The organism is Halarsenatibacter silvermanii (genome assembly GCF_900103135.1).
Lineage (GTDB): Bacteria > Bacillota > Halanaerobiia > Halanaerobiales > Halarsenatibacteraceae > Halarsenatibacter > Halarsenatibacter silvermanii.
Map to the genome: position 1 here is coordinate 1 of NZ_FNGO01000016.1, position 17904 is coordinate 17904.

The 17904-nt window shown below is 48.4% G+C and carries 20 protein-coding genes and 2 riboswitches; of the genes, 2 read left to right on the top strand and 18 right to left on the bottom strand.

Annotated features, from left to right (window positions below; genetic code table 11):
• The 3 genes from BLT15_RS08825 to BLT15_RS08835 all read right to left on the bottom strand — a co-directional run.
• Window positions 1–231 (bottom strand): UPF0236 family transposase-like protein (locus BLT15_RS08825; protein ID WP_200769730.1); only part of this gene is annotated, 231 nt, incomplete at its 3' end.
• Between the two features lie 55 nt (window positions 232–286).
• Window positions 287–1318 carry a tRNA dihydrouridine synthase DusB gene (gene dusB, locus BLT15_RS08830; RefSeq protein ID WP_234985572.1) on the bottom strand — a complete coding sequence of 344 codons (1032 nt, stop codon included), beginning with the start codon at window positions 1316–1318 and terminating at the stop codon, window positions 287–289.
• The gene (locus BLT15_RS08835) at window positions 1318–2133 is read right to left on the bottom strand and encodes a biotin--[acetyl-CoA-carboxylase] ligase (RefSeq protein WP_089760822.1); all 816 of its coding nucleotides are present in this window, start codon (window positions 2131–2133) and stop codon (window positions 1318–1320) included. The genes dusB and BLT15_RS08835 overlap by 1 nt, the downstream gene beginning before the upstream one ends.
• A 141-nt stretch (window positions 2134–2274) precedes the next feature.
• On the opposite strand from BLT15_RS08835, the gene BLT15_RS08840 reads away from it, so the two are divergent.
• Window positions 2275–3402, top strand: coding sequence for a S1C family serine protease (locus BLT15_RS08840; RefSeq protein ID WP_089760824.1), 1128 nt, complete (start codon window positions 2275–2277; stop codon window positions 3400–3402).
• A gap of 40 nt (window positions 3403–3442) precedes the next feature.
• A complete protein-coding gene (locus BLT15_RS13230) occupies window positions 3443–3595 on the top strand; it encodes a hypothetical protein (protein WP_159429883.1) in 153 nt (50 codons plus the stop codon).
• Here BLT15_RS13230 and BLT15_RS08845 read toward each other — a convergent pair.
• The 15 genes from BLT15_RS08845 to BLT15_RS08920 all read right to left on the bottom strand — a co-directional run bounded on the left by BLT15_RS08845 (window position 3558) and on the right by BLT15_RS08920 (window position 17899).
• On the bottom strand, window positions 3558–4100 hold the full coding sequence (locus BLT15_RS08845; protein WP_089760825.1) for a folate family ECF transporter S component: 543 nt from the start codon (window positions 4098–4100) through the stop codon (window positions 3558–3560). The genes BLT15_RS13230 and BLT15_RS08845 overlap by 38 nt on opposite strands.
• 70 nt (window positions 4101–4170) lie before the next feature.
• A riboswitch (THF riboswitch) is annotated at window positions 4171–4267 on the bottom strand.
• 250 nt (window positions 4268–4517) lie between these two features.
• Entirely contained in the window at window positions 4518–5186 is a 669-nt protein-coding gene (tenA, locus tag BLT15_RS08850; RefSeq protein ID WP_089760827.1) for a thiaminase II, read from the bottom strand.
• A 55-nt stretch (window positions 5187–5241) separates the two neighbouring features.
• On the bottom strand, window positions 5242–5736 hold the full coding sequence (gene thiW, locus BLT15_RS08855; protein WP_089760830.1) for an energy coupling factor transporter S component ThiW: 495 nt from the start codon (window positions 5734–5736) through the stop codon (window positions 5242–5244).
• A gap of 106 nt (window positions 5737–5842) precedes the next feature.
• Window positions 5843–5967, bottom strand: a riboswitch (TPP riboswitch).
• Window positions 5968–5998: 31 nt separating this feature from the next.
• Window positions 5999–7939 carry an ATP-dependent zinc metalloprotease FtsH gene (gene ftsH / locus BLT15_RS08860; RefSeq protein ID WP_089760832.1) on the bottom strand — a complete coding sequence of 647 codons (1941 nt, stop codon included), beginning with the start codon at window positions 7937–7939 and terminating at the stop codon, window positions 5999–6001.
• Between the two features lie 112 nt (window positions 7940–8051).
• Window positions 8052–8609: a hypoxanthine phosphoribosyltransferase gene (gene hpt / locus BLT15_RS08865; protein ID WP_427854225.1), complete on the bottom strand. Its 558-nt coding sequence runs from the start codon at window positions 8607–8609 to the stop codon at window positions 8052–8054.
• A gap of 3 nt (window positions 8610–8612) precedes the next feature.
• Entirely contained in the window at window positions 8613–10043 is a 1431-nt protein-coding gene (gene tilS / locus BLT15_RS08870) for a tRNA lysidine(34) synthetase TilS (protein WP_089760835.1), read from the bottom strand.
• 85 nt (window positions 10044–10128) lie between these two features.
• Window positions 10129–11076 carry a Ppx/GppA phosphatase family protein gene (locus tag BLT15_RS08875; protein ID WP_089760837.1) on the bottom strand — a complete coding sequence of 316 codons (948 nt, stop codon included), beginning with the start codon at window positions 11074–11076 and terminating at the stop codon, window positions 10129–10131.
• Window positions 11073–11651, bottom strand: a complete 579-nt coding sequence (locus tag BLT15_RS08880; RefSeq protein WP_089760839.1) for a DUF501 domain-containing protein — start codon at window positions 11649–11651, stop codon at window positions 11073–11075. The genes BLT15_RS08875 and BLT15_RS08880 overlap by 4 nt, the downstream gene beginning before the upstream one ends.
• A gap of 197 nt (window positions 11652–11848) precedes the next feature.
• Window positions 11849–12202 (bottom strand): S1 RNA-binding domain-containing protein, encoded by a 354-nt coding sequence (locus BLT15_RS08885; RefSeq protein ID WP_089760841.1) that lies wholly within the window; start codon window positions 12200–12202, stop codon window positions 11849–11851.
• Window positions 12203–12289: 87 nt separating this feature from the next.
• A complete protein-coding gene (locus BLT15_RS08890; protein ID WP_089760843.1) occupies window positions 12290–12610 on the bottom strand; it encodes an FtsB family cell division protein in 321 nt (106 codons plus the stop codon).
• A 267-nt stretch (window positions 12611–12877) separates the two neighbouring features.
• Entirely contained in the window at window positions 12878–14008 is a 1131-nt protein-coding gene (locus BLT15_RS08900) for an ABC transporter ATP-binding protein (RefSeq protein ID WP_089760846.1), read from the bottom strand.
• A gap of 133 nt (window positions 14009–14141) precedes the next feature.
• Window positions 14142–15152, bottom strand: coding sequence for a LacI family DNA-binding transcriptional regulator (locus tag BLT15_RS08905; protein ID WP_089760848.1), 1011 nt, complete (start codon window positions 15150–15152; stop codon window positions 14142–14144).
• A gap of 191 nt (window positions 15153–15343) precedes the next feature.
• Window positions 15344–16006 carry a beta-phosphoglucomutase gene (gene pgmB, locus BLT15_RS08910; RefSeq protein ID WP_200769732.1) on the bottom strand — a complete coding sequence of 221 codons (663 nt, stop codon included), beginning with the start codon at window positions 16004–16006 and terminating at the stop codon, window positions 15344–15346.
• On the bottom strand, window positions 15999–16601 hold the full coding sequence (locus BLT15_RS08915) for a 2'-5' RNA ligase family protein (protein ID WP_089760851.1): 603 nt from the start codon (window positions 16599–16601) through the stop codon (window positions 15999–16001). The genes pgmB and BLT15_RS08915 overlap by 8 nt, the downstream gene beginning before the upstream one ends.
• Window positions 16598–17899: an ABC transporter ATP-binding protein gene (locus tag BLT15_RS08920; RefSeq protein WP_089760853.1), complete on the bottom strand. Its 1302-nt coding sequence runs from the start codon at window positions 17897–17899 to the stop codon at window positions 16598–16600. The genes BLT15_RS08915 and BLT15_RS08920 overlap by 4 nt, the downstream gene beginning before the upstream one ends.
• Between the last annotated feature and the right edge of the window lie 5 nt (window positions 17900–17904).

Below are 17904 nucleotides of genomic sequence, written 5' to 3' on the forward strand. Positions count from 1 at the left end.
ATATCTGCGTTCAAAAGTTATCTTTCCAAAAACAGTAACAATAGTTCTCTCTCTTATCCCTTTAACCTCAAGCCTTTCCCTGTCCCTTGTCTCCATTAAACGCTCATCAAACTCTTCAAGAACTTCCGCTAAAAGTTCTATGAATTTCCTGCGCAGTATCTTCAATAACTCTTCCTCCACACCCTTGAAAGTATCCTGACCATGTAGTACACTTAAAATGAGTTCAATCATTGGGTCTCACACTCCTTCTTTTTAGAGGTTGGTGTGTGAGACCCATTCTATATTTCTATACCATTTTCCTGCTTCTACCCACAAAAATAAAACTCAGAGGACCGGATTTTTCCTTTTTTTGCAGCCTTTCAAGATAACTGTAAAGTTCTTCCTCGACCTCCTCCCGGGAATCTATCCGGTTAACCCTGTCCTTGACCGGACTGCAGTAGGGCAGCCCTTTCAGGTACCAGGATATGTGCTTACGCATAATCCGCACTCCCCGCCCCGGACCATAATAATCCACTGCCCTGCGCAGGTGGTTGCAGGCCTGTTCGATTATCTCCTCATAATCAGGCTCAGAAACCGGCCTGCCTTTTTCGATAAGCCGGCGCCCCTGGCTTATGAGCCAGGGATTCCCTCTGATGCCTCTGGCCAGCATTACCGCCTGACATCCTGTCATCTCCAGCATTCGCCCGGCATCCTGAGCTGAAAAAATATCGCCGTTGCCGATCACAGGAACCTCCACCCTGTTTACCAGCTCTGCGATAACTTCCCAGTCAGCCTCTCCCTGATAAAACTGCTCGCGGGTGCGTCCGTGCAAAGCCAGAGCTTCGACACCAGCATCGACCAGTTTTTCAGCCAGGTCAAGACTGCTGCTGTCGTCTATATCCCAGCCCTTCCTCAATTTGGCCGTCACCGGCAGGTCGACACTTTTTTTCACCGCTTTTACAATATCACAGGCAAGCTCCGGAGTTTTGAGCAGAGCTGCTCCTGCTCCTCCCCCCGTAACCTTGGGAGCCGGACAGCCCATATTGATGTCTATCAGATCAGAAGTATATTCCTGTTCTACCCGCTCAGCCGCCCGGGCCATAATTTCAGGATCCGCTCCAAATATCTGAACGCCGGTATAACCATCCTGCGGCCTGATGTCGAGCAGAGATTCCGTCCGGCTGTTACACTGGACCAGTCCATGGCTGCTGACCATCTCGGTAAAGACCAGCTCAGCACCGTACTCCCTTAAAATCTGGCGAAAAGGCAGATCGGTCACACCGGCCATGGGAGCCGGAATTAAAGCGGTGGAAAGCTCAAGATCTCCCAGTGTGATCATTATTTTTCACCCGAGTTATAGAAATTCATTATATCCCCGGTATCCAGGTGCATAAGGTTGCCTTCCCGATCGATTATCAGCTCTCCCCTTTCGGATATCTCCTGCACTGTGCCGGAAAAAAGCCCCTGCTCGGTTCTTATCTTGATTTTGCAGCCTCCAAGGCCCAGAGCTTCGACCCAGGTTTTGTGCAGATCTTCCCTCGCTTCCTGACGGGTTACCTCTTCCAGATTGGTTCTGAACTCTGCAATTATTCTGCTCATCAGAGCTTCTACAGGCGGAGCCATTCCCTCTTCCCGTACGAGGGAGGTTGCCCGGTCAGCTATTTCCCGCGGAAACTCTTCTATATGGGTGTTTATACCCGAGCCGATAATCACAAGGTTATCACTATCACCACAGTCCAGAAGTTCGCTCAGTATGCCGGCCAGCTTTGAATCTGAAAGCAGAATATCGTTAGGCCACTTTATATCGGCATCAAAACCGAAGTGCTGCAGAGCATGTTGAATAGACAGCGAGGCCAGAACAGTATAGATATACAGCTCCTCGGGAGCAACTTCGGGCTTGAGCAGCAGAGAAAAATAGAGTCCACCTCCAGCCGGCGAGTACCAGCTTCGCTGTCGGCGGCCCCGGCCTGCGGTTTGTTCTCCGGCCAGCAGCAGGAGAGGAGGGGTATAATCCCCTGACTTAGCCTTCTTTTTTATCAGCGAATTGGTCGATTCCACCTCGGAATTGTATTTTACCTGCAGCTCCGGCCAGATTGTTTTAATGTCATCATGCAAATTCTCCAGAATCTGATCATTAAAGAGAGATTTTTTCATACTGCACTCACCTTTTTAAAGTAATTTTCCAAATCTTCTTTTTGTTGAACCAATCATAGGATCCATTTTGACTTGCTCAGACTATTATAATATAATCTTAACTGTAAAGCAACCATAAAATAAAGAAGGAGGAATTCCATTATGATAAAAAGGCTAAATAAAATATCTTTGTTTTTTATTTTTGCGGCAATCCCGCTGATGATATTCATCGCCTTTCCCGCTGCCGGAGAAGAAAACCCGGCTCAAATAGAGCAAAACTTTGTGGCCGATATAGCCGACGAAGTGGAAGAAGGGGTGGTCATGATCGACACCGAACGCCAGATAGAAATTGCCGAAAGCCATCCTTTTGAAGAAGAAATCTTTCGCTTCTTCTTCCCGGATCGCTACGATGAGATGCCCGAACCCGATGATGAACCCCGAACACGGGAAGGGATCGGCAGCGGTTTTATAGCCACCGAGGAAGGTCACATCATTACCAATCAGCATGTAGTTGCCGATGCCGACGAGATAAAAGTTACCATCAAAGGTTACGAAGAACAAAAAGATGCCGAGGTTATCTGGTCTGATTACGGACTCGATCTGGCCATCCTCAAGGTTGAAACAGATGCCGAACTGGCTCCCATACCGCTGGGAGATTCAGAAGATATCAGGCAGGGGAACTGGGCTGTGGCCATCGGCAATCCCGTAGGTTTTGATTACACCGTAACCCTGGGGGTTGTCAGCGCATTAGAGCGACCGATCGAAATCCCCACTCCCGAAGGGCAGGTCCGGCGTTACCGCAATCTAATTCAGACCGATGCCGCCATAAATCCGGGAAACAGCGGCGGACCGCTCGTAAATATCGACGGTGAAGTGATAGGAATCAACACAGCAGTAGCTACCAGAGCTCAGGGAATAGGATTCGCCATTCCCATCAACGAAGTCAAATTCGCCCTGGAAGACATTCGCGAATACGGTGAGGTTCGCATCCCCTGGCTGGGTATATATTATCGGGAGGTCACACCTGAATTACAGGATCACTTCAATCTTGAAGACGATACTGGAATAATAGTGGTCGATGTCTTCGAGAACAGTCCCGCAGATGAAGCCGGCCTGCAGCCCTATGACGTGATCACCGAGCTGGATCGGGAAGAAATCGAGACAACCGAGCAGTTCGCCGACAAAATCAGAGAGCGTGAGGTCGGAGATGAAATACTGCTCCGGGTGATGCGCGAAGGCGAGCCTGACCTCATTCCGGTCGAATTAACCAATCAGCCGGAAGAGCTTTAAAATCAGCAGCATAAACTGATATAAAAACTATTAAGAAAATATGAAAAACAATAGATTAATCCCCGCCGCCGGCAAAGTTTGCTGCCAGCAGCGGGGATTTTTATTTTCCAGACTGGCTCTTTATTTTACGATGCCCGCCCGGCCAGCTGAATTTTTTAGCCGCTGGCAGGTCGGCAGTGTTCCGGAATTTTGATCAGATTATAACGAAGCAGCATTCTGCTCAGATAGGCGTAGAGTGGAATCATTCCGGCTTGAGATATTACCCGGGACGGCACGGTAGCTATATAAGGAATGCCGAACAAAGAATTCTGAAAATAGGGGACCATCAGGACGGCGGTTATCACCTGGGTGATCGCAATGGTGATAAGTATATTGCGAAAGCTCTTTCTACCGGCAAAGAAATAACAGATGAATATACCCGGCATAAAACCGGTGAGGAATGAAGTCAGAGTAAAATGCGGCATGTAAGGGCCCATGGGGTTAATAAAAAACCCGATCAGGTCCGAAACAGCCCCGACAATACCACCAACCAGCGGTCCAAAAGCGATTCCAGCGAAGACTATCGGCAGACCGCCCAGGCCAATTCTGATTCCCTCTGCCCCACCTAGAGCGATTCTTAAACTAAATATCCTGGTAAAGATTATGCTCAGCGCTATCAGAAGCGCAGCATATACCAGGCGGTGGGTGGAGATTTTCACTGCTCCATACACCCCCTTTCTCTCTGGTCCATGGCAGGTACCCTGGCACCAAAGAGAAAGGCTCTTTGGCGACAGCGGACGCAATAACTGCACCGCAGCCTTGAGGCTTTCGTCTTCAGGCAACGTCCCATCCCGAAGCACTAACACGCACAGTTATTTACTCTGCCACTTGACAAAATTGTAACATATTTCATCGAGCATTACAACAGATTCATAATCTTTCTAATCAATGGTCGCTTCCAGTTTCAGCAGTTTTTTTGTTCTCTTCCCCCGCTCTATAACTGCCTGGACTGCCGTCAGCCCCATCGAATCTCAAAATTATTTTAGGTTCTTCTTGTTATCAGTTGATAGATATCGTATAAGATCACTATAATATCATGATAGTAACGGCTGGAAGATCCTTATTTTAGTAATAACTCAAACTTCCCATTCCTCTAAATTTTCAGCCATGTCCCAGAATTTGTATTCAAAGCGGCTGCTGATGACAAATAGTTCTTTCAGTCGCTGACGGCGTCGGTCTGATAGATCTTCCGCATAATCTTCCATAAGCTCCCGGGCCCAATCGGTGAGCTGACGGAAATCATCAGAACTATACATCTCTATCCAGTCTCGATAGAGATTTTCCTCTGAGGTATCCCCCGTCTCAACCAGCCTTTCACCTATCTCCAAAAAGCCCCAGAGACAGGGTAGCAGCACGGCCAGAATTTCGGGAACCGAGCCTTCTGACGCCGTCCTGACCAAAAAATCCGTATAGGCCTGGCAGGAAGGAGATTTTTCCTCCCGCTCAAGATCCTCCAGCTCGATACCAAATTCCTTTGCATACTGGCGGTGCAGTTCCATCTCCGTATTCAGTATTCCATCCATCAGGCCGGCAAATTTCTGCATAACTTCCAGCTTCTGCGCCCGGGCTCCGCCGTAAGCAAAAACCCGCGAATAATCGATAAGGTACAGATAATCCTGCCTGAGCCAGTACTTAAATTTGGCTTCCTCCAGACTGCCGTCACCTATTCCCCGAATAAAAGGATGCTCATGCCAGGCCGACCAGATAGAGTCCGCATGTTCTCTTAAACTTTCAGTAAAGGACATCTCAACCCCTCCTTTAAAGTTTTAGCGATTCAGTTAAAAGCGGAAACAGGCCGATTCATTGGCTAAACTCCTCCAAAAGAGGTATATCGATTAAGTTCAGAGCTTTGATGAGCACATATCCAATAATAGCTCCGGGGATGGCGCTGGCCGCAAAAATACCCATAAAATAAATCGAAGTTTGAGCGCTGCCCATAGCCGGAGCTACCAGCATGCCGCTGACAGTGCCGCCGATCAGCGAAGTGCCCAGAGGCTCGGTCAGGGCGGCAATCTTTTTATCGGTCAGTCGATAAACATATCCCACAACTATACCGCCGAAAAGACCGCCCGGCAGAGCAAATATAGTGCCAAAACCCAGTGATAACCGCAAAAATCCGGTGATCATGGCTGCTGCAGCTGCCAGCCAGGGGCCCAGAAGGATGCCCATGATGGAGTTGAGAGTATGCTGCAGAGGCATAACCCGGGTTGGGCCAAGTGGAAATGATATCCCTCCCAGCACTGTACCCAGCGCCGCAAACAGACCTGCTGCCACGACCTTTTCTGTTGATATCATTATAATTCCTCCTCAAATTTTGGTATGCGGAAAGTCTGGATTTTAATTCACGCAAAAAAGGCATGATCCGCACAGAGGCAGACCATGCCTTTAGATATTCTATCATACCAGCTATGAGCTGCTTCCCTGCGCAGGTATTATCCCGTTCAGGTTTTAGGGATCGGGATTTCAACCCCTCTCAGCCTCCCCTTCCCGCGCCAGGCGGCAGGGAAAGCTCTCCCAGCTTCAACATTTATGAGCTTTTATTTATCTGGTTCAGCTATCAGTGCCCGGGAACAGAACCGGTATCCTGTCCGCTTTCCGTGCGGGGGATATCGGGAAGCTCTTCCTCTTCTGATTCCTTTTCTTCCCCGGCAGAATCAGATGGCGATGATTCCTCTTCTTTTTCCTGAGGTTCTTCTATTTCCTCTCCCTCCATCAGCTTTTGAATCTGCTCGGATTTGAGAGTTTCATGTTCTTTGAGGTTTTCGACGACACGCTGTACAGTTTCAGCATTTTCTTCCAGAAGATCCCTGGCTTTGCGGTGACACTGCTCCATAAAAGAGCTGATCTCATCATCGATTTCAGAGGCTACATCTTCGCTGTAATTACGCCCGGTTGAGAGATCTTTGCCGAGAAAGACCTGCCCATCCTGCTGTTCACCCAGCGTCAGCGGCCCGAGCTTATCGCTCATGCCGTACTGGGTTATCATGGCGCGGACAATTTTGGTCGCTCTTTTGAGGTCGTTTTGAGCTCCGGTGGAGATGTCATCCAGGAATATCTCCTCGGCCACCCGGCCACCCAGAAGTGAAGTAACTTTGTCGAGCAGTTCCGATTTGGTCATAAAGTTTTTATCGTCTTCGGGCAGAGGAATGGTAAAGCCTCCGGCTCCTCCCCGGGGAATGATCGAAACTTTATGAGTTCTGTCAGCATGCTCCAGCAGCTCTCCCAGAAGAGCATGACCGGTTTCGTGGTAGGCCACCAGATTTTTCTCTTCCTCTGAAATTACCCTGCTCTTTTTGGCCGGACCGGCAATAACACGATCGACAGCATCATCAAATTCAGTCATCGTTATGACATCCTTGCCGCGGCGGGCAGAAAGTATAGCAGCCTCGTTGGTCAGATTCTCCATATCAGCACCGGTAAAGCCCGGTGTTCTTTTAGCCAGAATCTCGGTGTCAACGTCGTCGGCTACAGGCTTGTTCTTAAGATGTATCTCCAGAATCAGTCTTCTACCCCTGATATCGGGTTTATCGACAACTACCTGCCTGTCAAAACGTCCAGGCCTTAAAAGAGCCGGATCGAGCACGTCCGGTCGGTTGGTAGCCCCCATCAGAATAATACCTTCGTTGGATTCAAAACCGTCCATCTCGTTAAGCAGCTGGTTGAGCGTCTGCTCTCTCTCATCATGACCGCCGCCTACGCCAGCTCCTCGCTGACGGCCGACCGAATCCAGCTCATCTACAAATATTATGCAGGGTGAATTCTCTTTGCCTTTTTCAAACAGATCTCTTACCCGCGAAGCTCCAACTCCAACAAACATCTCTACGAAGTCAGAACCACTTACAAAGAAGAAAGGCACTCCGGCTTCGCCGGCAACAGCCCGGGCCATCAAAGTTTTACCGGTACCCGGAGGTCCCACCAGCAGAATCCCTTTGGGAACTTCAGCACCCAGTCTGGAGAACTTGCGAGGATTTTTTAGAAATTCAACAACCTCCTGCAGCTCCTCCTTGACCTCTTCATAATTGGCCACATCATCAAAGGTTACATCCTTATCCTGTTCCTGCATCTGATTGGCTTTGCTCTTGCCGAAAGACATCATCTTGCCGCCACCGCCCTGCATGCGCTGCATGATAAATATCCAGGCGATGATCAATATGCCTATCGGCAGCATATAGCCTAAAATATTGAGCCACCAGGGCGCGGAAGGTTCGGGTTCGGTCGATATTTCTATATTTTGAGCCCTCAGGGCCTGCATGAGGTAAGACGTATCCTCCGGAGGCACATCTACTTCAAATTCCTGGCCCTCGAAGGTGCCCTCCACCCTCTCACTGCCGACCATGGTGACCTCATCGATATTACCGGCTTCTACCTGGCGCATTAGCTCAGAATAGGTGAATTCTTCGATCTCTTCTGGACCCTGCTGCATAAAAAACTGGGCTACCAGAATAGATATTGCTATTAAAAGCAGATAAAAGCCGATATTCTTGGCAAATTTGTTCAAATGCACTTACCTCCTCTCAGGCTTCTTCTATAAAATGATTTCACTTGCTTTCTCCTCTCCGAATTATACATTGCACAATTATACCACACCGAAACCCTTTTGTAAAAGTTCCCTAGTTGTATTCACCTTCCTCAAGCACTCCGATAAAGGGCAGGTTGCGATATTTTTCCTCATAATCCAGCCCATAACCGACCACGAATTTATCGGGTATCTCAAAGCCGTTAAAATCTACATCTATATGCTTATAATCGCGTCTTTCCGGTTTGTCCAGCAGAGTGGCCACTTTTATGCTGGCCGGCTTTCTGGTCTCGAGCATGTCAACGACGTTTCTCAGGGTTAGACCGGTATCTATAATATCCTCCACTATCAGGACGTGTTCGCCGCTGATAGCATCTTCAAGGTCTTTGATAATTCTGACCGTCCCGGTCGATTCGGTGCCCGAATAACTGGAAACTTCCATAAAGTCGAAGGTTACCGGCATATTTATGGATTGAGAAAGATCAGCCATAAACATAACTGCTCCTCTCAATATACAGACCAGTCTGAGCTCGGTCCCTGGTTCATAGGCATCAGTTATCTCACGCCCCATTTCTTCAATTCTGTTCTGAAGTTCATCCTGTTCGATAATAATTTCGGCCAGCTTATCCTCAGCAATCTTGGCAGACAAAATAATTCACTCCTCTCGATTTTTACAGAAATCGACCCGCAGTATTTTCTCAGTTGCAGGGGTAACTCTAAACCTGTGATCACATCTCATATTTACAATCCAGATTATCTTTCCGCTGTAATCCACCAGCAGGGGAATTTTATCGCGGCGATGGCGGGGAACCTTTTCGTCGATAAAAAAGTCCTTCAACTTTTTTCTGCCACTCATACCCAGCGGCTGAAACCGATCTCCCGGCCTGCGTGTCCTGATGGTCAGCGGCCAGCTGATAGCTTCTGCATCCAGAAAAGCAGTCTCCGAATTTTCAGCCTGATCCCGCCAGTTCTCCGGCAGATTCTGAATTTCCAATCTGAGATTATCTCCTCCGGGCAGCTCAATTTTACCCGGATCTTCCACCCGGATATGATAATCAACACTCTCATTTAATTTCTGCCAGACCTGATCCCGAAAAGATAATACTCCATACTCCTCTCTGACCAGCACTCCTTCCGGCAGATGATAGTCCCGGCTTTTAGATTCCCGGCCGGCCTTTTGCAGTATTTCCTCCATCAACTCTATATGATCACGGTAAAAACCCTCGGTTGAGCCCAGAAGTTTCTCGACGATGAGCCTCCATAACCTCCGGCGCAGCACCCTGTCCAGGTCTTTAAGGGGTTCATATTCCACCTCAATCCGATGTTCGCTCACAACTTCTGCATGCTGACGAAAACATCTTTTGGCCAGCCCGTTCAAAAATTCGTGTTCCTCGCTGATGAGCTCGGCCATCGAATTTAAAATCGGAACCAGTTCCGGGTTAAAATTGTTTTCCAGATAGGGGATTAATTTCTGGCGTATCTTGTTGCGGTCGTAATCGAGAGAAAAATTGCTCCTGTCGATCCTGGGTTCAAGAGATCTGCTGTCACAGTAATTTTCCAGCTGATTGCGCGTAAAATCAAGCAGCGGGCGAATGAAAGGGTATCCCCAATGATTTGAACACGGACTTATACCGCTGAGACCATTCATGCCGGCTCCTCTGACGAGATTAAAAATAATGGTTTCGGCCCTATCGTTGGCCTGATGACCTAAAGCAGCCCTGTCCATCTCCTCCCGGCGCAGATATTTATAGATCAAAGAAAGCCTCAGTTCTCGGGCTATTTCCTCAGTGCTGCCTCCCCTCCGTTTTTTGACCTCATTTACATCAACCTCTTCCAGCCAGCAATTTATATCCCTTTTATCACATTGCTGTCTGACAAATTCAGCCTCTTCAGAAGCATCTTCTCTCAAACAGTGATCGAGATGAAAAACCCCCAGCTTAAGATTCCAGTCTTCCCGGAGACGATCAAAAAGATCCAGCAGAGCCAGCGAATCCGGACCGCCTGATACGGCCAGAAGAACGCTGTCGCCCTCTGAGACCAGCTTCTCACGGCGGCAGTAATCCGCAAACTCCTCAAGAAGATCCATAGGGCATTCCTCCCGATTTATATGCCTCAAGATTAAGTTCTATAAGAGCGGAAATTCTCCTGCCCGCTGTCAACTTTTTGAGCATTTAAACCCGGCCTGAAAAAACCTGTTCCAGCAGACCGAACAAAATCCCCCTATCGCTTACCTTAAGACCGCTCAATTCGAGCTCATCCAGTACTCCTGTCAGAATAGCTGCACCTGCAACTATTATATCGGCTCTTTCCGGTTTTAAACCCGGAACTTTTTTTCTCTCAGCGATCGGCCTGGAGGCCAGCTCGAAAGTGATTTTTTCGAGCTCGGAGCTGTCAAGCTCATATTCCTCTACTTTTTCCGGTCTGTACTCGCCCATTTTTTGGGATATAGCCGCCAGGGTGGTGATAGTACCACCTGCTCCATAAAAGTCCAGAATATTTCGGCTGGAATTTTCAGACTTTTTGATCCGGGCGGCCGTTTCTTTTTTTATCTCAGCCAGGGCAGAACGATCGATGGCGGCGGCAGGATCAGATATTAAATTCTCGGTCATGCTCACCGCCCCCAGCTCAAAGCTAAAATATTCGAATTTATCCGGAGAGAGAGATGAAAATATTAGCTCTGTGCTGCCTCCACCGATATCTATGACAGCATCGACCTTACGGCCGCGATAGCTTTTAACACCGGCCAGAACCAGCCGGGCTTCATCTCTGCCCGAAACTATTCTGAGAGAGCCGCCCAGAATATCGGCAAACTCCCGCCTGAGTTTCTCTCCTCTTTCAGCCCTGCGCAGAGCGCTGGTTCCGGCAGCCATCACCCTTTCAACCTGAGCTTCGGATATTATTTCGGCAAAACGTCTCAAGACAGCCCGCGTTCTCCCGGCTGCCTCTGCCTTTATCCTACCCGTCCTGTCGACTCCTTCGGCCAGACGGGTAGTTTCCATCTCATACCTCTCTCTGACAATTTCATTCTCCTGTTTTTGACCGATCAAAAGACGACAGGAATTAGAACCAATATCTACGGCAGCAGCCCGCCGAAGTGTGCTGTTAGTTTTCAGTATCAATCACCCTCTCTGTAATCGCTGCAGTCACGACAGAGTGTGGGAAATTCCAGACTGGCAGCAGTTATTCTGCCCACAGGATTATTTCCTCCGGCCAGATAATGGGCCAGATGAGTATGCAGGCATTTCAATCCTTTTTCTGTACGGATACCCCCAACCCCGGAATTTTTAAGCACCTCAATTACATCCCGGGACAGCTCCGCAGCCTTTTTCCAGAGCTTTTCATCCATCAAACTGCGGCGCTTCTGTGCGTACTCTTCATGAGCCCGCTGAACAGCCCGGGCAAACTCCTCATCGCTTTTCTCCTTTTCTGTCAGTCGATCCAGAAGACCTTCATCTTCAAGTTTTTGAACCCGGGATTTGAGCCGGGGGCAGGTAAGCCAGTAAGTGGTGGGAAACACTTCCCTCTCAAAAAAGGGATGGACCTTCACCACCCGGGGAAAGCCCGAGCTGCAGCGATCACAGATGGCCAGAGCGTTTTTAGCACTGCGCCCCAGCTGCTGCTCCACCAGTCGACGCCCGGCAGCGGATATACTGGAGTTGCTTTTTTGGGCAGCATTCATCTCCTCTTCACTCACAGAAATGTTCCTCCTGTATTATGCTGATTTGACGGTCCAATCATGAAAAAAAACATCCCCTGTACGAGGATGCTGAAGAAAAATTCCCGCAATATCAGCAGTTGTTAGGGAAATTTATTCTCTTATCCTGTCTGCCTGCCGCTGATAATCACTTCCTCTGCCGGCCGGGGCCTGCCCGGCCGGAAAATGCACGACTCTTATTGAGAATCGGCCTGCCTATCTTTGATATCTTTCTGCCTGTCGCTGCTCTGTTCCAGAAACTCATCCATCTTCTCCTCGAATGATTTCTTGGGAGCATGATCCCGGCGATCGGAAGGATCATCGAGCCGTTTTATCGAGAGGCCGATTTTTCCATCGTCGTCGATATTGATGACTTTGACCTTGACTTCCTCGCCTTCCTTAACATAATTAGTAATATCCTTAACATATGAGTTCGCTATCTCCGAGATATGAATCAGACCAGTCTCGCCTCCGGGCAGGTCAACAAATGCACCAAAATCAGTAATTCCGGTAACTTCGCCTGTAACAGTGGCACCTTCTTCAATGGACATACTTAATAAACTCCTCCTCAGGGTATTAATATTGTTTTAATTATATACCAACTATTGAGCACTGTCAAACATCGATCGATCTTACTTTCAGTCAACCTCCTCATCGCTTTCCCTTTCCGGTTCGTAGGGTATTATCAATTCCTCACCGGGGTTTACCATTCCCAGCCTGCGCCGGGCCAGGGCCTCAATATAATCGGGGTCATCGAGCCGCTCCAGTTCCAGTTTTAGTTCTTCCTGTTCGGCCTCTGCCTGCTCAATCCTCCTTTCCATGCGCTCTACTTCGGTCCGGAGCCTGCGAATACGAAAAAAATTTGCCGCTATGTTGTAAAGAAAAAAGACCGCCATAATCATTATTAACAGAGGAAGTATTCTGCGAAATAAAAGTCTGCTGAAACCGCTTTCCCTCATTTTAATCCCTCCGGGCCAGCCACAGAGCCAAAAAGTTCATGAATTCGCAAGTCTCGCAATTATAAGTTTCTACACCGCCGGGATTATTCCTGCTTGCAGCGGACAAAACCTGAATCAGAAAACAGACCCGGCAGCAGTTGCAGTCGGAAATTTGGTCTGAACTGCTGCCGATTAAAGTATGTTTTGGGTCTGCCCGATATTTTTTGAAACTCGTATAGCCCGTTCAACCCGCCGGACCTAACAAAACCACAGAATATGATCAGGAGATCAGGAATAAAAAACTGATTCCTCTGTCTCCTTATCAAAGATGTGCATATTCTCCTGAGTCACTGCCATGGTCACCGTATCCCCTACATCAGCTTTACTATCGGCGTCGACTGTAGCTATAAATTCACGGCTGCCGGTGTTGATATAGAGATTTATCTCCGAACCCATCGGCTCTACAACTTCGACCTCGGCATCCAGCGTGTTCTCTGTGGCTACATCGACATCCTGAGTTATCTCAGCATCATTGAGATCTTCCGGCCTTATTCCAAATACAACATCCTTGTCCACGTAATCGCTGACTTGGGGATTAGCCTCCACCAGCTCTTCGGCCAGTTTTATCTCGAATTCATCATCAGCCTGGACATAAATATCACCATTCTTTTCAGCCAGACTGGCATCGGTGAAGTTCATGGCCGGGCTGCCTATAAATCCACCAACGAACATATTTACCGGTTTTCTGTAAAGCTCCATAGGAGGAGCAACCTGCTGAATTTTTCCGTCGCGCAGGACCACAATTCTATCGCCCATGGTCATAGCCTCAGTCTGATCATGCGTGACATAGATTACCGTCGTCTGAAGTCTATCGTGCAGCTTGGAAAGTTCAGCTCTCATCTGAACCCTCAGCTTGGCATCCAGATTAGATAGAGGCTCATCCATCAAAAATACTTTGGGTTCGCGGACTATCGCCCTGCCCAGAGCCACTCTCTGTCTCTGACCACCGGAGAGCTGTTTGGGTTTGCGATCGAGCAGATTGGGGATGCCGAGAATATCCGCCGCCTCATTAACCCTTCTATCGATCTCATCCTTGGGAAATTTGCGAAGTTTCAGGCCGAAGGCCATGTTATCATAAACGTTCATATGAGGATAAAGCGCATAATTCTGAAATACCATGGCGATATCCCTGTCCTTGGGCGGAACATCATTTACGACATCTTCACCGATCTCTATGATTCCCTCGGTAATATCCTCCAGCCCGGCTATCATCCTCAGGGTTGTTGATTTGCCGCAGCCAGAAGGACCGACAAGAACCAAAAACTCCTTATCCCGCACCTCCAGATCAGCATTTTCTACCGCCACGACTTCACCATCGTTAAAAGTTTTGGTCACATCTTCTAAAACTACTTCCGCCATGAATAAATACCCCCTGTTATAAATGATTCATCCAACGTTCAGCTGGCAAATAGGTGTGTAAAAAGAGAGCGAGAAGAACCTTATAAATAGGATCGTAATGTATAGCATGATATAAAAAATCTATCAGCTGTTTTTACAGGGTGGTTTCACCCCGTCTGAGCTCAGGATCATAAACCTTTATCTCCTCTTCGATATCCTCATCCCTGACCAGCTTTAAAAGAGTGTTAATAGCGTCAACAGCCAGCTCCTCCAGCGGCTCGTGAATCACCGAGAGTTCAGGCTTGATCATCTCCGTCATCATATTGCTGCCGGTACCGACCACCTGAAAATCTTCCGGTATCATATATCCTCCCATTTTGATTGCTTCAATCAGACCGGCAGCCGGCAGATTGGAAGTCAGATAAAAACCCTCAGGGAGAGGATAATGTTCTTCTACCAGCTCCAGAAAAGCACGATAGCCATCCTCATGGGAAAAAACTCCGGACACAACTTCCGGCTCCCCCATGCCTCTATCCCTGCATTCTTCTGTAAAACCCTGCCGGCGCTCATCTTCTACATAATCATTTTCATCCCCCATCAGAATTGCCGGAGGACCAGATTCCAGTTTTTGGGCGGAGGAAGGCAGAAGTTCCCTGGCCGCCAGCCTGCCTCCCTGACGATAATTGACAAGATGGCTGGGAAGTTTGAGCTCCTCCACGAGCAGATTGGCCAGCACAATCCTGTTATCCCTCTCCCAGGTCAGCTCGATTAATTTGCTGCCGGCTTTAACGCCCCCGACCAGCAGGGCACCGTCCAATTGATCGTATTCGATGAGATTCAGATAATTTCGGCACTTTTTCGGATCTCTTCTGGTATTGCATATCACCAGCTGATAACCGGTATCCTCCAGCACGGATTCAACGGACTCGATTATATGATAATGGGAAGGGTCATCGAGGTCGGGGAGTATAAGTCCCAAAATTCTGGTTTTCTGCCCTGCCAGCCCCTGCGCCATACGATTGGGGCGGTAATTATGCTCTTTTGCCAGTCGCAGAATCTCCTGACGAGTTTTTTCGCTCACACCGGGACGGTCGTTAAGAGCCCGGGAAACCGTCGATTCAGCGACTTCCGCCATTTCAGCTAAATCTTTAAGCGTTACTGACATTTTCCTCCCACCCCGGATTACGCAAGCGCTTGCAAAAGGCCCAAGAAAAAATAGAGCCTGTAAAAACCACAGCCTCTATTTTAGGCTCTACATAATTCTGATCGGTGCTCTGCTGCTCTATATAAATCCTTCTTCATCATCGAACATTTTCCTGCTTGAAATCGCAAAAAATTTGCCGATGATGAAAAATCTTAAAGATTTTCGTCGCGTTCAATTATCTCATCGAGGTCTACATCTTCAACGCTGTCAAAACGAATATGAGCATGGTCGAGCCTATCTTCAGGCCCGACTCCCACTGCCATCATACCAGCTTTTAAGGCTCCATCTATGCCCGACTCAGCATCCTCGACTACCAGGCATTTTTCCGCGGACAGCCCCAGCTTATCAGCAGTATGTAAAAAGAGATCAGGTGCGGGTTTGGGATTCTTCACGCTGTAACCGTCGGATATAGCCTCAAATTCAGAGGTGATACCCAGATTTTCCAGCACGATACGGGCGTTTTTGCTGGCGGAAGCGATAGCCAGCTGCATTCCCCGTTCCCGGCATTCCTCCATCAATTCTCTCGCCCCGGGAAGCATATCATCCTCATCCATTTCTGCTATTCTCTCCTGATAATAACTGTTCTTTTTGCTCATGAGCCTTTCCATCTCATCCTCCGAAAACTCGTCAATTCTTTCTCCCAAAATCAGCTCCAGCGAGTGCCGGCGCGAGAGCCCCCGCAGTTTTTCATTATCCTCGCGTTCAAACTCAATACCTTCCTCTTCAGCCATACGCTTCCAGCTGAGAAAATGAAACTCAGCAGTGTCAGTTATAACTCCATCCAGATCGAGTATCGCTCCTTCCATCTCAGCCATTTTCATTATTCCTCCTCTCATTCAGGTCGATACTAAAATAAGTCCGCTTTTCCTCTTCCCGGACAGGACGCCAGATTTCCAGACGACTGACCCTCGATATTATGCGATTCCATTTCTCATCAAGTCTGCGGCAGAGTCTTTCAAACTCCTCCTCTATCAGGGGTTTATCGACAAACTGATTATTTATCAGAGTTATGTGATACTGCCAATCATGATAATCCGTAAGGGTGGAGATACCGGCATTTTTGAGGCGGCGATGCAGATCACGGGAAAATTCGAGAAGCGATTCGGTGGGTTTTACCTTCAGAACCAAAAAACGATTATCGTATTGCTCAAGGCAGGTAAACTCTTCCAGCAGCAAATTGATATCGGTGGTAGTGGCCTGCAGCGATTTTACCGCAATTTCAGCAGCCTCCAGCCTGTCCTCGCGATGAATTCTATCGATAGTCACATGGAGCGGAGGTTCTTCTCCTTTTTTATATAGGTGATAACCCTCATTTAAGGCCTGCCGGAGCTTTTCGGTGCTTTCGGCCACCAGTCTTCCGGGTCTTAAAACCACGAAAAGTTCTTCATCAAATGATGCAGGTCCAATCATCCGCTTTCCTCCCTGGATTCATTCTTCCGGGGGGCCCCGGTCAAAAGATTCCCAACAATAGAGAGCATCTCCTCTTCCTGCCGGGCGGTTTTCACATTTTGCCGGGCGGTGAGCTCATTCCATATCTCAGCTGCCTGCCCTCCGGTGTAATCGCGCTCCTCTATATCTCTTCTATTAAGCATAATTATATCCTTATCGGGAAATTCCTTCAACTGCAGCAGATTATCAACATTTCCATGGCCGAAGGGAAGATCACCCACAAGCACAAGTTCAGCCTTTTCAACCCATCCGGCATTTTCCTCCAGGGCCTCTTCATCAAGATAGGCAAAGGGAGGAATATCGACCGTGTAAAACCCAAACCGGCGGGCGGTATTCCAGTCGCTGTCCCCCTGGTTTATCACCCCGCAGCTCACCTGGAATCCAGCAAAGTAAAGTCTCTGGAGCAGATTGCCGGCGTTGCCTCCTCCACAGATCACATGTACCCTATCGCCGGCTGCAGAAAGACTTTGATATTCCCTGTGTTCTCGCGGCAGAACCGTGACATAGGGCCGACCGGTTATATGATTTTTTTCGACTACAACGCCGGTTTCATAAACGCTGGAGATATTATCCTCGGTGAGAACTTTATCGGGGGAGCCCTGCGAGTGGATTTCGCCTTCATCCAGCAAAACCAGACGGCGGCAGTACTGGGCAGCCAGATTCAAATCATGCGAGACGACCAGAATCGTCAGATCGCTTTCGCGGTTGAGATAGGCAAGCAGATCAAAAATTTCGCTTTTGTAATTTATATCGAGATTGGACGCAGGTTCATCGAGCAGCAAAATCTCAGGGACCTGCGCGAGAGCCCGCGCTATTATAACCCGCTGTCTCTCCCCACCGCTCAACTCATCTATGGTTTTATCCCGAAATTTGCGAACATCGGTAAGAGCCATAGCCCGTTCAACTTCATCTCTATCCTCTTCGCTCACACTGCCCCAGCGATTTTGATAGGGATTTCTTCCCATCATAACCAGATCATAGACGTTAAATTGAAAATTTATCCGCATCTCCTGCGGAACCACCGCCAGCCGACGGGCCAGCTGAGAGGCAGATAGCCGATTTAAGCTGCGGCCGTCGAGATAGATCGATCCTCCATCCGGCTCATAAAGCCGGCTCAAATTTTTGAGCAGGGTCGATTTGCCCGAACCATTGGGGCCGATAATCCCGGTAAATTCTCTGCGTTCCAGCTCCAGACTGAGATCGGTAAATATTTTCTTTTCCTCGCGGTAGGAAAAACTCAACATCTCAACTTCCAGCACTAATT